This is a genomic window from Dorea sp. D27, assembly GCF_001185345.1.
Lineage (GTDB): Bacteria > Bacillota > Clostridia > Lachnospirales > Lachnospiraceae > Extibacter.
Genome location: NZ_KQ236745.1, coordinates 22,655 through 34,909 on the forward strand (window position 1 = coordinate 22,655; position 12,255 = coordinate 34,909).

The window sequence follows — 12,255 nt, forward strand, 5'->3', positions numbered from 1 at the left end:
AGGTCAAAATGAAATGGGGACGGTTAAGGTTTTTTAAAAAACCTCCGTCCCCATTTCATTTTGACCTGTCCCTATTTACGACCGCATTTTTTTGGCGTATACTTACAGTAAAGTATGTTTGAAAGGAGCGAAAGTATGAAGCTTCGTGTTTTGACTGACAACAATACATATATTGACCAGTATTATCTCGGGGAACCAGCATTGTCGTTTTATATTGAAACGGGGGACAACAGAATACTGTTTGACACCGGGTACTCGGATGCTTTTATGTATAATGCAGATAAGATGGGGATTGACCTTGGCAATCTTACCCATATTGTCCTGTCTCACGGACACAATGACCATACCGGTGGTCTGGCTTATCTGAAAGAGAATTATAACTTGAAGCACGTTGCGCTCATTGCCCATCCCGATTGTTTTGGAGATAAGGAAGCTGGGGAGGGGAGTATCGGCGCTCCTTTTACGGAAGAAGAAATGCAGAATCTATGCAGAATGAAGCTCAGCAGGGAGCCGGTCTGGATAGAGGACGGATGTGTATTTCTCGGAGAGATTCCAGACCGGCTTGCGTTCGAGGCACGTAAGCCGATGGGAAGGCGCAAAGTCGGCGGTGTGTGGGAGGGCGATTATGTAATGGAAGATTCGGCTTTGGCATTTACGACGTCCAGAGGGCTGTTTATCGTCACAGGCTGCTCGCACAGCGGTATCTGTAATATTGTGGAACAGGCAAGAGCGGTGTGCACTGAGATAAGAGTAGCCGGGATTATCGGTGGATTTCATCTTTTTCACGTGGATGAGAGGCTGGAGGATACGATAAGATATCTCAGATGCCTCAATGCCGATATGCTATACCCATGCCACTGTGTTTCCTTTGACGTGAAGGCAAAGATGAATGAGACGCTTCCTATATGCGAAGTAGGTACAGGGCTGGTACTAGAATTATAGATAATGTCTTTTATATATGACGGAGGGATGGGAAAATGGGACGGCTGGAACAGCAGTTTGAATTTATTCGTGAGATAGACAAAGAGAAATTTATCGGCAGGCAGACGTATCTTTCTGACGGAAAAAGAAAAGAAAACGATGCGGAGCATGCCTGGCATATGGCGATAATGACGCTTCTGCTAAGTGAATATGCGAACGAAGAGATTGATGTGCTTAAGACAGTTTCTATGCTGCTGATACATGATATCGTGGAGATAGATGCGGGTGATACATACGCATATGACGAGGCAGCGAAAGCGACGCAGGAGGCGCGGGAACAACAGGCGGCAGACAGGATATTCGGCCTGCTTCCTGAGGACCAGTCCAGGAGGATGAGAAGTCTCTGGGAAGAGTTTGAGGAGAGGAAGACGCCGGAGGCAAGATTTGCCCGGGCCATGGACAACATACAGCCGGTGATGCTTAATGCGGCGACGGACGGAAAAGCATGGAAGGAGCATAAGGTAAGGCTGGAACAGATACTGAAACGGAACGAATGTACCGGTACAGGTTCCGAAGAATTATGGGAGTATGCGCTAGGAGAATTTATAATGCCGAACGTAGAAAAAGGAAATATAGATACATAACAATTTATATCAAAAAAAGTTGATGTGTAAGGTTGACATATGAATTGCAATGAAGTAATATGGATATATCGAAATAATTTGATGTGAGGTGCTGCACATGGATAAGGATTATACACAGGATGCTAAGATATTCAAAGCCTTGTGTGACGAAAAAAGACTGCATATACTGGAGCTTCTAAGAAGTGGTGAAAAATGCGCCTGCGTGCTGACTGACTGCATGGGCATCGGACAGTCGTCCTTATCCTATCATATGAAGATACTGTGCGAATCGGGCATTGTTGCAAGCAGGCAGGAGGGGAAATGGACCTATTACAGGATCAGTGAATCTGGCAGCAGACACGCGTCACGGCGGCTGCTGGAACTGACAGTCCGTCAGTAACGAAGAATGCAAATGTCATGCGGGAAAAATCAGTGTGGCAGATTAAGAATGATGAAGCAGATAACAGCCATCGGCAGATGGCTGTTATTATCCAAAACACATCAAAAAAATTCGATATGATAGACGGCACAAAGCAAAAACGGAGGGAGTATAAATGGATATATTAAATTCGGTCTTCTTATTCATCCAAAACGAGTTGCTCGGAATGGAATGGATGAATCATCTAATAGAAAAAGTATTGACAGATATTGGTATGGATGTGAACGGCAGAATTGGGGGAAGCATACAGTTTTTTCTATATGATGTCATTAAAATTACCGTCTTATTGTGTGTCCTTATATTTGTCATATCTTATATACAGAGTTATTTTCCCCCAGACAGGAGCAGGAAAATAATGGGGAGGTTCCATGGCGTAAGGGCTAATATAATCTCTGCCCTGTTAGGCACCGTAACCCCTTTTTGCTCCTGCTCTTCTATACCGCTTTTTATAGGATTTACGAATGCAGGACTTCCGATTGGTGTGACATTTTCATTTTTGATATCATCGCCAATGGTAGATCTGGGAAGCTTTGTCCTGCTTATGAGCATATTTGGCGCGAAAGTGGCAGCGGCTTATGTTGTGGTAGGGCTAGTTATCGCAGTAGCCGGCGGAATCCTGATTGAAAAGCTTGATATGGAAAGATACGTGGTATATGCTGCGGTACATTCCGATAATCCGGATAATGGCTCACGAGCCATGACAGTCAAGGAGAGATTACGTATCTCGGAAGAACAGACGGCTGAGACATTCAAAAACGTGCTGCCATATATCATCGCAGGTGTCGGCATAGGAGCTGTCATCCATAACTGGATTCCAGAGTCTTGGATTGTATCCGTGCTGGGGAGCAGGAATCCATTAGGAGTGATACTGGCAACATTGGCCGGCGTGCCAATGTATGCAGACATTTTTGGAACGATACCGGTGGCGGAAGCCTTGCTTGACAAGGGAGCGCAGCTTGGAGCGGTGCTCGCCTTCATGATGGCGGTGACAACGTTAAGCCTGCCGTCTATGATAATGCTGAAAAAGGTGGTAAAGGCAAAGCTGCTCGTCCTGTTCACGGCAATCTGTACGGCAGGAATAATTCTTGTCGGGTATATATTTAACGTCTTTCACACATTCTTGCTATAACAGCTAAAGGTAAGTTTCTGATACTATGAACCGAACAAGTCGGGGCATAAAAAAACAGCCGGATATTATGTGCCGGCTGTTTTTTTGCAAAGAGAGGTCTGGTTTTATTTCATTGAGAGAGTTGTCAAGACATTCTTGACATGGTCAACTTCTTCCTGCGTAGCCTTGGCTGCAGGAACATAGTAGCTCTTTTCCCTTGCTACCTGATACAGCTTTTCCTGAGACATTTCGCATTCATTACGGATTTGCTTCAGGCACTGCTTTAATTCTTTGTTTTCTGTCTGGGTAATCATCTCCCCAAATTTTGTGAGTTCTCCGTTTACGCCCGCTAAAGCGTCAGATACCATCGTTTTGTCGTCAAACATACTGATTTCCTCCTATAAGAATTTCATTAAATCCTGTTTGTTTTTCATTGCTGAATTGGCAGCATCCTGGAACAGCTTTTTCACTTCCGGGTCTTTTGCTTCATTGGCATACTCTGTCATTTTGCAGTGGGATGTGTCATAGCCGCCGATAAGGTGGCGTAAATTCTGTAAGTCTAAGATTGATATTTCGGACATTTGCTTCTCCTCCTTTATACCTATTGATTCCTTGTTAGTATGCCCAGAAGCAACAGCACTATACGAGATGGATTAATTTGGAATTTCTGGAAAAATTTATAAATTCCAGGAAGAGATTCTGCATCGGGGTCGATACGGAATACATGCATTCGGGATGCCACTGTACGCCTATCGTAAACGGGTGCGTCACGGACTCGATTGACTCGATGACGCCGTCTGAAGTGATTCCGGTAATCCGAAGATCCTCTCCCACGGCTTTGACGCTCTGATGATGAAATGTGTTCGTATATATGGAATCGCCGCAAATATTATATAGCATGCTATTCGAGGAGAAGGTGACCTTATGGCTTACGTCCTCCCTCGACTGTGACAGCTGCACGTGATTGACCGAAGGGCACGGACGTAGTGATATGTCCTGGTATATTGTCCCGCCCATGGCGATATTCAGTATCTGCATGCCCCGGCAGATAGCGAGGAGAGGAAGCTTTGCTGAGAGGATATGCTTCATGAGCGATAGTTGGAAGTTGTCCGTAATCAAGTCTGTATGTCCCTGGTTCGTGATAAGTTCTTCTCCGAACAAGAAAGGGGTGATGTCATCGCCCCCGCAAAAAAGAAAACCGTCGCAGACTTCGGTATAATGGCAGTACAAGCTCTCTTCGGACATGCACGGCAGCAGGACAGGTATTCCGCCGGATGCCTCCACGGCATAGATATAGGTGTGCGGCACAAACTGCCGCTCATTCATAAAACCACAGGTGATAATTCCGATAACAGGATTCATAAGCCCTCCTTTTTATACTTTTTGAGTGATATGGAAATGTACAATTTCATTTTCTTTATAAAGGGAGTATATTGTTATATAGAAACTTACATTAGAACGTATGTGAAGGAGACGGTAAATATGAAATTGATTGATATGCACTGCGATACTATATGGAAGCTGATGGATTTGGGCGGTGAAGGCGACCTGATGGAAGGCAGCTGTGATGTGACCATTTCCGGTATGAGGCAGGCGGGTACGCTGGCACAGTTTTTTGCCTGCTTCGGCTATCTGGATGACTTTAAAGATAAAGGTGGATATGACGCGTGCTACAGCCATATTCTTGAGATGACGACATATTTGAAGGAACAAACCGGTGTACATAACGATGATATTGCCATGGCAGTGACGGCAGACGACATATATAAGAACGCGCGTGAGAGGAAGATATCTGCAGTGCTGACCGTGGAGGAGGGAGGCGTGCTGAACGGTGACATATCCAGGCTTGACACGCTGTACGACAATGGCGTAAGGCTGATGACGCTTATGTGGAATTATGAGAACTGTATCGGATATCCGAACAGCAGGGATTCTTCTGTCATGTGGCAGGGGCTGAAGCCATTCGGGATAGAGGTTGTAGAAAAGATGAGCGGCAAAGGCATGATTATTGATGTGTCTCACGCTTCCGACGGAACATTCAGAGATGTGCTGGAGTATGCGAAAGGACCGGTCGTGGCATCCCACTCTAACTGCAGGGCGCTGCGTTGCCATCCAAGGAACTTGTCGGATGAAATGATTCGAAAGCTGGCAAATGCAGGAGGCATAGCCGGACTTAACCTGTATGGTGCCTTTCTTGGGGATAAGAATGAATCGAGGGTTGAGGAGATGACGGCACATGTCATGCATATGATAGAGGTAGGCGGAAGTGAATTTCCTGCAATCGGAACAGATTTTGACGGCTTTGACGGAATGGATGTGCTTGATATTCCTGACGTGGGACATATGGGCCTGCTCTGGGAAGCGCTGAAGAAGAAGGGACTTGGTGAAGACCAGTTAGATAAGATATGGTGCGGCAATGTTCTAAGGGTATTTAAGAGCCTGAGCGTCTGACTGGGGAAAACATAATACCGGCAACGCGCTCGGTGCCCATATTCTAACTAGGAATAAGAATACAGTTGAATAGCCTGGATTGCCAGGCTATTTTTATTCTGGTAGATTCATATATTTGCTGTTGATGCGGCCTAGCCTGTCTGACTCTCTGCATCAGATTCGTTACAGATGTCCGTATCTTCCGCCCCTGGCTCAAGGTTCTCGAGCGCATACTCACAGCATTGAATAACTAGATTATTTAACGATATATTATTTTTCTGTGCGAGCTCTTCCAATTTTTTTAAAGTTTCGGCAGGCAGACGAAATGTCTTTGTAATCATCTCAGATTTTTTTATTGAAAACAATGTGATTCCTCCTGGTATGATGCTGTTAAATATAGTGTACAGACAATTGTGCAAATAATATACACGCTAAAATTAATTGTAATATGCAATAAAAAATAATTGCAATTATATAATTACAGTGTTAAGATAAGAAAGGAAGATATCTACATAAGAAAAAGGAGGTATGATATGGATTCAGCAGCATCATTAGGATTAGCGGGGATTCTGCTCTTGGTTGTAGGAATTGCCGCTTATTTTATACCAACGATTATCGCATTCAAAAAGGAGAGGGATAATAAGGTGTCAATCCTGGCCCTGAACCTTCTGCTGGGCTGGTCGCTGATTGGATGGGTAGTTTCTCTTGTCTGGGCGCTGAAAGAAGCGTAAGGCAGCTTGGACGTGGCAGAAAAAGAGACCGTGCAGATGCCGAAGATAGGATTGGTTTTGTCCGGTGGAATGCTGAAAGGGGCATATCAGGTAGGAGCCTTGAAAAACATCAGAGAAAGGTTCTCCGTGCCGGCGTTCCGTTATATCAGCGCAGCTTCGATAGGGGCCTTGAATTCTTATGCATTTCTCATGGACCGGCTTGATATGGCTGAGCAGTTGTGGCTGGAGAGTGCCGCCCACCACTCGGATCTGACGAGGCTTGTAAAGAGCTCTTATATCGATCGGGTGATAGATGTGATATACAAGCCGGGAAACCTGCCGTCTGATTTTTACGTACCGCTGCTTAATATTGGCAGGCACAGCTTGGAATACCTGCTTATCAACAGCCTGGATAAGGACGATATCAGGCTGGGCCTTAAGGCGGGCGTATCCCTTCCGCCTTTTCAGCCTGGGATCAGGCTTCGGGGGGAGAGCTACTATGACGGAGCAATGGTTGATAATATTCCGGTCTCTCCTCTTATGGACAAGGATTTAGATTATATTATCTGCATCTACTTTGATAACAGAAATTACATATTTGAAAATCCGGAATTTGATAAAAAGATAATCAAACTTAACTTTTCGGATGACAGTTTTATAAAATCCTCGCTTTGGGCGGATGCCGGAGAGATACGGGAGATGATGCATATTGGTTACGAAAAGACGGATATGCTACTTGAGAAAGTATTCAGGAATGGAGTGGGTGATACAAGTTATATCATCGAAAATAATACCTGGCTTAACAAAGCCTCTTCCGGGGATAAAACGAGGCTGAGCGGAGACGTTGTTGTAAACAGGCTCAATAAGGTGGCCAGGAAATTTGTGAAAATGAGGACGGTACAGACAGATTGAAAGGGATGGATGCAAAGATGAAGAGGATACTGGCAGTGATATTTGCCGCAAGTATTGTGCTAAGCGGCTGTAAAGCTATACAGGGGGAAAAGAATCTGTATGCGACACCGGAAGATACGGTGAAGCAGATTGAGTCGGCACTGAACGATATGGATGAGGAAGCGCTTTTAAACTGTTTTGATAAGAATGTACAGAAAGTGCTGTCAGGAGGGTCCAAAGTGATAAGTTCATTGACCGGCGTGGATACGGAAGGGATATTTGAGATATTTGCCGGTCTGTATGGGATGTCTGAAAGTGAGATACGGTCCGCGGAGTATGAACTTGCCGTGACGGATGTGGCGTATGAAGGGGACAAAAACTGCATCGCCTACATACACGGCAGAGCTGTCAACAGCTCAGGTGAATCAGCAGAAGGAGATTTTGAACTGCCCTTGAAGCTGCAGAAGGACGAGTGGAAGATTAAGGTCACTTTAAAAGATTTGGGGTTGGAGTAGATATGAGCGTTATCATCATTATATTATTACTGACGTATTTATTGCCAAGCATGATTGCTCTTTGTAAAAACCATCTGGAGTTAAAAGCAATAATCTGTGTAAATGTGTTTCTGGGGATTACGGGTATCGGGTGGATCGTATCCATAATCTGGGCCATATCTGATTCCACGGTGCATTATTTAAAGAAGAATAGAGAAAAATTAGAAGCGGGCATGATTAGTCAAAAGGAATATGAGGAGAGATTAAAAAGAATCGAAAAAAACTGATTTGTTTACATGAAACCATTCATACGGAACTAAAGAAGCCCCCTTGTGCTGTACACAAGAGGGCTTTCCTGCTATTTGCTATCGGTTTCCTGCATCTTCAACGCCCGCACTTTGAGTGGAAGGCCGAACAAGTTGATGAATCCTTCGGCATCATGGTGGTCATACAGCTCTCCAGTCGTGAAGCTCGCCAGTGATTCGCTGTACAGTGAATATGGGGAAGTGGTACCGGCTTTGATGATATTGCCCTTATACAGCTTGAACTTGACTTCTCCCGTGACATACTCCTGCGTGCTTTCGATAAACGCCTGTACAGCCTCACGCAGAGGCGTGAACCATTTGCCTTCGTATACTATCTGGGACAGCTTGTTGCCCATTTCTTCCTTCGTCTCGTAAGTCGCACGGTCTAATACAAGTTCCTCAAGCTGCTGGTGCGCTTCGTAGAGGATGGTGCCTCCCGGCGTCTCATACACGCCTCGGGACTTCATGCCGACGACACGGTTCTCAACGATATCACAGATTCCGATGCCGTGCTTTCCGCCAAGCTCATTCAGCTTGCGTATGATATCAGATACCTTCATCGCTTCGCCATTGATACTCTTAGGTACGCCTTGTTCAAATGTCATAGTGACATACTCGCCTTCGTCAGGGGCTTTTTCCGGGGTAACTCCGAGCACGAGCAGATGTCCGTAATCCGGTTCGTTCGCAGGATCTTCCAGCTCCAGACCTTCATGGCTGATATGCCATATGTTGCGGTCGCGGCTGTAGCTCTGGCTTGCATCGAACGGTAGGTCGATGCCGTGCTGCTTGCAATATTCAATCTCGTCCTCACGGGATTCCATCGTCCATACATCGGTCATTCTCCATGGTGCAATAATCTTGATGTCAGGAGCAAGCGCTTTGATACCAAGTTCAAAACGGATCTGGTCATTTCCCTTGCCCGTCGCGCCGTGGCAGATTGCGGTGGCGCCTTCTTTCCTTGCGATGTCTACAAGCTTCTTGGCAATAGCGGGGCGTGCCATAGACGTGCCGAGCAGATATTTGTTCTCGTAAACGGCATGAGCCTGCACACAAGGCACTACATAATTGTCGCAGAAATCGTCCACTATATCTTCAATATATAATTTGGAAGCACCGGACAATTTCGCCCTCTCTTCCAGTCCGTCCAGCTCTTCACCCTGACCGCAGTCGACACAGCAGCAGATGACTTCATAGTCAAAATTTTCCTTAAGCCATGGGATGATGGCAGTAGTGTCCAGACCTCCTGAATATGCCAATACAACTTTTTCTTTCATGATATGATTCCTCCTGATATGTAATATTTGTATATGTTTTAATTTTTCTATAATATAAGCAATCTCGTTTGCAAGGACTACTATACACCATATTTTATAAATATGCAAGAAAAATTGGAAATAAAGTTAAAAAATGTATAATATTCATATATGATGTATAAAACGGCCCTTATATACACAGAATATGAATGATTAATAAAAGTCATGCTTGACAAATATTCCGAATCATGTAAAATAATTAAAAAATAAGATACTATAAAATGAATTGTAATACAACAAGGAGCAGTTGTTATGAAAAGTTTATACACCATGTATCACAGCGATATCATAAATAACGTAAACTCTCCTCTGCTTTCTGCAAGCAGTGTTGTTTTTGTGCCGTGCTGCCCGTATCCCCTCGGGGTATTTCACGCATAAAATTCAATACTGTGTAATGTAGGAAGGATATAGTTACTTGAATGCCCTTATATTCAATCAGGCGTTTTTTGGCTGAGGATGTGCGGGAACAGAAGCGTAGCGATATGCTTTTGTTCCCGCTTATTTTTTTGAATGGAGAATGGAGAGTGGAAAAAATGGATTTCAGACAGGCTTTAAAAGAGAAAAAGAAAATTGTAATTAAGATAGGAACTTCTACGATAACATATCCAGAGACCGGCAGCATCAATCTGGATAAGCTGGAGAAGTTTGTGAGAATACTGATTAATCTGCGCAACAAAGGAAAAGAGGTTATCGTCGTGTCATCCGGCGCTGTGGGAATCGGCAGGAACGTGCTCGGGTACACGAGCAGGCCGAAGGAAAAAGATGTCCGGCAGGCATGCGCGGCAGTCGGACAGGGCAGACTGATGATGATGTATGAGAAGCTGTTTGCGGAATACAGCCAGCTGACCGCCCAGGTGCTGCTGACGAAAGAATCTATTACAAATGAAGCGTGCGCGGCGAATGCCAGGAATACGTTTGACCGGCTGGCAGCCATGCATGTGGTACCAATAGTAAATGAGAACGATGCCATATCGGTAGACGAAGAACTATACGGCAACTTTGGCGATAACGATACGATGGCCGCACATGTAGCGTCGCTCGTCGGGGCAGATCTGCTTATACTGATGTCAGATATAGAAGGGCTGTATACGGATGATCCGAAGCTGAACCCTGGCGCGAGATTCGTGCACACGGTCGGCAGGATAGACAGTGAACTTGAAAGGATGGGAAAAGGTGCAGATACATCCGTGGGGACCGGAGGGATGGCTACGAAGATTGAGGCCGGGAAGATAGCGACAGATGCGGGTGTGGATATGGTCATCGCAAATGGAGACAATATTTATACTATCAATGATATCATGGCCGGAAAGAAGATCGGTACGCTGTTTCTTTCCAGGGGCAGCGGATATACCGGTGGAAACGAGCTGGCACCGGAGAGGGAGCAGTACCGCAGGCAGGCGAAACGTATGAAAAAAGAAGCAGCCAGAAAAGAAGCGGTGAGAAGAGACATTTCAGAGAAAGTTACTTCAGATGCAGGCAAGTCGATTAGTCAGGTTAAAGTGGGAGGACAATATTATGGATTACGTGCGGGAAATTGGTAGGAAATCAAAGGAAGCATCGAAAAGGGTGCAGTTTCTGGGTCAGAAGGAAAAAAACGAAGGGCTGAATTCTGTGGCGAGAGAGCTCAGGCAGCAGATGGGATATCTGCTTGTGGAAAACGATAAGGATGTTAAGAACGCCAGAGCAGCGGGGATGAAGCCGGCCCTGATAGACCGTCTGCTGCTTACAAGCCAGAGAATCCAGGCTATGGCAGAAGGGCTTGAGCAGATAGCGATGCTGGAGGATCCGGTAGGGGAGATGGAAAGCGTGAAGGTACGGCCGAACGGGCTTCAGATTGGACGGCGCAGGGTGCCGCTCGGCGTTGTGGGAATCATATACGAGTCACGTCCGAATGTGACGGCAGATGCATTCGGCCTCTGCTTCAAAACGGGGAATGCGGCAATTCTGCGCGGGGGGTCTGATGCTGTCAACTCAAACAAGGCAATTGTAAAGGTGATACGGGACGGCCTGGCAAAAGAGAAGCTGCCGTCAGACGCTGTTCTGATGGTGGAGGATACGGACCGGGCCGCGGTCGCTGAAATGATGAAGATGAAAGAGTATATCGACGTGCTTATACCAAGAGGCGGAGCCGGACTTATTGCCAACGTGGTAGAAAACAGCGCGGTTCCTGTCATCGAGACCGGGACGGGAAACTGCCACATCTATGTAGACGAGTCGGCCGATATCAAAATGGCGGTGGATATCATCGAAAATGCCAAGACGCAGCGCCTCGGCGTGTGCAATGCCTGCGAGTCTCTCGTCGTGCATTCTGGTATAGCCGGCAAGGCTGTACCACTTATATATGAAAGGCTTCATCAGAAGCAGGTGGAAGTACGGGGAGATGAACGGGCGGCTTCGATACAGGACGGAATCGGACCTGCGTCTGAAGAAGACTGGGGAACAGAATACCTGGACACTATCCTCTCGCTCAAGACGGTTGATACCATAGAAGAAGCGATAGACCATATTAATAAATATAATACAGGCCATTCAGAAGCTATCATAACAAGCAATTATGACAATGCGTTGAAATTCCATAATGAGATAGACGCGGCGGCCGTCTATGTAAATGCCTCCACGAGATTTACCGACGGGCATGAATTTGGGTTTGGCGCTGAAATCGGCATCAGTACCCAAAAGCTGCACGCCAGAGGACCGATGGGACTTGAGGCGCTCACGACAGTAAAGTATGTTATATTCGGCAACGGACAGACACGCCCTTAGCTGAATGAATATGAATGCGAATAAATAAGAAAAAGATGGAAAAAGGCTTGCATATTATACATTTGTGTTGTATAATTATGCAAGTCCTTTAAGTTCAAATGCAATTGGGGACGGAGGTTTTTTCAAAAACCTCCGTCCCAAAATAAAATCATCATGTCCCCAACTGGACATTTACGATTTTTTAGTATACTATTTACTGGTACCGGAGTATAAAAATACATTGATGCGCCTGGCGCGGAGTGGTTATATAAGGAGGAT

The 12,255-nt window shown here is 45.6% G+C and carries 16 protein-coding genes; 11 read left to right on the plus strand and 5 right to left on the minus strand.

The features are described from left to right. The first annotated feature begins 135 nt into the window (after positions 1-135). The 4 genes from HMPREF0980_RS11435 (at position 136) to HMPREF0980_RS11450 (ending at position 3,112) form a co-directional block, all read left to right on the plus strand. Positions 136-942: an MBL fold metallo-hydrolase gene (locus HMPREF0980_RS11435; protein WP_049729232.1), complete on the plus strand. Its 807-nt coding sequence runs from the start codon at positions 136-138 to the stop codon at positions 940-942. A gap of 35 nt (positions 943-977) precedes the next feature. Then, positions 978-1,565: an HD domain-containing protein gene (locus HMPREF0980_RS11440; protein ID WP_049729233.1), complete on the plus strand. Its 588-nt coding sequence runs from the start codon at positions 978-980 to the stop codon at positions 1,563-1,565. A 97-nt stretch (positions 1,566-1,662) separates the two neighbouring features. Continuing rightward, entirely contained in the window at positions 1,663-1,944 is a 282-nt protein-coding gene (locus tag HMPREF0980_RS11445; protein WP_049729234.1) for an ArsR/SmtB family transcription factor, read from the plus strand. A 154-nt stretch (positions 1,945-2,098) separates the two neighbouring features. Further along, positions 2,099-3,112, plus strand: coding sequence for a permease (locus HMPREF0980_RS11450; RefSeq protein ID WP_049729235.1), 1,014 nt, complete (start codon positions 2,099-2,101; stop codon positions 3,110-3,112). 104 nt (positions 3,113-3,216) lie between these two features. Here the strand turns inward: HMPREF0980_RS11450 and HMPREF0980_RS11455 are convergent, their stop codons facing one another. From HMPREF0980_RS11455 to HMPREF0980_RS11465, 3 genes are read right to left on the minus strand one after another with little or no spacing between them, the layout of a single operon-like run. Next, positions 3,217-3,477 carry a spore coat protein gene (locus HMPREF0980_RS11455; protein WP_049729236.1) on the minus strand — a complete coding sequence of 87 codons (261 nt, stop codon included), beginning with the start codon at positions 3,475-3,477 and terminating at the stop codon, positions 3,217-3,219. A 12-nt stretch (positions 3,478-3,489) separates the two neighbouring features. Further along, positions 3,490-3,672, minus strand: a complete 183-nt coding sequence (locus HMPREF0980_RS11460) for a hypothetical protein (protein ID WP_049729237.1) — start codon at positions 3,670-3,672, stop codon at positions 3,490-3,492. Positions 3,673-3,730: 58 nt separating this feature from the next. After that, entirely contained in the window at positions 3,731-4,453 is a 723-nt protein-coding gene (locus tag HMPREF0980_RS11465) for a gamma-glutamyl-gamma-aminobutyrate hydrolase family protein (protein WP_049729238.1), read from the minus strand. 120 nt (positions 4,454-4,573) lie between these two features. Between HMPREF0980_RS11465 and HMPREF0980_RS11470 the strand changes: the two genes are divergently transcribed. Next, positions 4,574-5,542, plus strand: coding sequence for a dipeptidase (locus HMPREF0980_RS11470; RefSeq protein WP_049729239.1), 969 nt, complete (start codon positions 4,574-4,576; stop codon positions 5,540-5,542). Positions 5,543-5,673: 131 nt separating this feature from the next. Here the strand turns inward: HMPREF0980_RS11470 and HMPREF0980_RS11475 are convergent, their stop codons facing one another. Continuing rightward, the gene (locus HMPREF0980_RS11475; protein WP_242847397.1) at positions 5,674-5,886 is read right to left on the minus strand and encodes a DUF2610 domain-containing protein; all 213 of its coding nucleotides are present in this window, start codon (positions 5,884-5,886) and stop codon (positions 5,674-5,676) included. Positions 5,887-6,054: 168 nt separating this feature from the next. Between HMPREF0980_RS11475 and HMPREF0980_RS11480 the strand changes: the two genes are divergently transcribed. From HMPREF0980_RS11480 to HMPREF0980_RS11495, 4 genes are read left to right on the plus strand one after another with little or no spacing between them, the layout of a single operon-like run. Further along, a complete protein-coding gene (locus HMPREF0980_RS11480) occupies positions 6,055-6,252 on the plus strand; it encodes a superinfection immunity protein (RefSeq protein WP_049729240.1) in 198 nt (65 codons plus the stop codon). A gap of 12 nt (positions 6,253-6,264) precedes the next feature. Continuing rightward, complete coding sequence (locus HMPREF0980_RS11485; RefSeq protein ID WP_147629826.1) at positions 6,265-7,143, plus strand: patatin-like phospholipase family protein; 879 nt, start codon at positions 6,265-6,267, stop codon at positions 7,141-7,143. Positions 7,144-7,160: 17 nt separating this feature from the next. Beyond that, positions 7,161-7,637: a hypothetical protein gene (locus HMPREF0980_RS11490; protein ID WP_147629827.1), complete on the plus strand. Its 477-nt coding sequence runs from the start codon at positions 7,161-7,163 to the stop codon at positions 7,635-7,637. Between the two features lie 2 nt (positions 7,638-7,639). Continuing rightward, positions 7,640-7,903 (plus strand): superinfection immunity protein, encoded by a 264-nt coding sequence (locus HMPREF0980_RS11495; protein WP_049729243.1) that lies wholly within the window; start codon positions 7,640-7,642, stop codon positions 7,901-7,903. Between the two features lie 71 nt (positions 7,904-7,974). Here the strand turns inward: HMPREF0980_RS11495 and HMPREF0980_RS11500 are convergent, their stop codons facing one another. Continuing rightward, a complete protein-coding gene (locus tag HMPREF0980_RS11500; RefSeq protein WP_049729244.1) occupies positions 7,975-9,195 on the minus strand; it encodes an argininosuccinate synthase in 1,221 nt (406 codons plus the stop codon). 572 nt (positions 9,196-9,767) lie between these two features. Between HMPREF0980_RS11500 and proB the strand changes: the two genes are divergently transcribed. Together proB and HMPREF0980_RS11510 are read left to right on the plus strand one after the other, a co-directional pair. Continuing rightward, on the plus strand, positions 9,768-10,775 hold the full coding sequence (gene proB, locus HMPREF0980_RS11505; protein ID WP_049729667.1) for a glutamate 5-kinase: 1,008 nt from the start codon (positions 9,768-9,770) through the stop codon (positions 10,773-10,775). After that, a complete protein-coding gene (locus HMPREF0980_RS11510; RefSeq protein WP_049729245.1) occupies positions 10,750-11,997 on the plus strand; it encodes a glutamate-5-semialdehyde dehydrogenase in 1,248 nt (415 codons plus the stop codon). Before proB ends, HMPREF0980_RS11510 begins: the two co-directional genes overlap by 26 nt. Positions 11,998-12,255: the final 258 nt, after the last annotated feature.

Coding starts and splice junctions, on each gene's coding strand:
- HMPREF0980_RS11435 (WP_049729232.1), top strand. CDS start 136: ATGAAGCTTCGTGTTTTGACTGACAACAATACATATATTGACCAGTAT.
- HMPREF0980_RS11440 (WP_049729233.1), top strand. CDS start 978: ATGGGACGGCTGGAACAGCAGTTTGAATTTATTCGTGAGATAGACAAA.
- HMPREF0980_RS11445 (WP_049729234.1), top strand. CDS start 1,663: ATGGATAAGGATTATACACAGGATGCTAAGATATTCAAAGCCTTGTGT.
- HMPREF0980_RS11450 (WP_049729235.1), top strand. CDS start 2,099: ATGGATATATTAAATTCGGTCTTCTTATTCATCCAAAACGAGTTGCTC.
- HMPREF0980_RS11455 (WP_049729236.1), bottom strand. CDS start 3,477: ATGTTTGACGACAAAACGATGGTATCTGACGCTTTAGCGGGCGTAAAC.
- HMPREF0980_RS11460 (WP_049729237.1), bottom strand. CDS start 3,672: ATGTCCGAAATATCAATCTTAGACTTACAGAATTTACGCCACCTTATC.
- HMPREF0980_RS11465 (WP_049729238.1), bottom strand. CDS start 4,453: ATGAATCCTGTTATCGGAATTATCACCTGTGGTTTTATGAATGAGCGG.
- HMPREF0980_RS11470 (WP_049729239.1), top strand. CDS start 4,574: ATGAAATTGATTGATATGCACTGCGATACTATATGGAAGCTGATGGAT.
- HMPREF0980_RS11480 (WP_049729240.1), top strand. CDS start 6,055: ATGGATTCAGCAGCATCATTAGGATTAGCGGGGATTCTGCTCTTGGTT.
- HMPREF0980_RS11490 (WP_147629827.1), top strand. CDS start 7,161: ATGAAGAGGATACTGGCAGTGATATTTGCCGCAAGTATTGTGCTAAGC.
- HMPREF0980_RS11495 (WP_049729243.1), top strand. CDS start 7,640: ATGAGCGTTATCATCATTATATTATTACTGACGTATTTATTGCCAAGC.
- HMPREF0980_RS11500 (WP_049729244.1), bottom strand. CDS start 9,195: ATGAAAGAAAAAGTTGTATTGGCATATTCAGGAGGTCTGGACACTACT.
- proB (WP_049729667.1), top strand. CDS start 9,768: ATGGATTTCAGACAGGCTTTAAAAGAGAAAAAGAAAATTGTAATTAAG.
- HMPREF0980_RS11510 (WP_049729245.1), top strand. CDS start 10,750: ATGGATTACGTGCGGGAAATTGGTAGGAAATCAAAGGAAGCATCGAAA.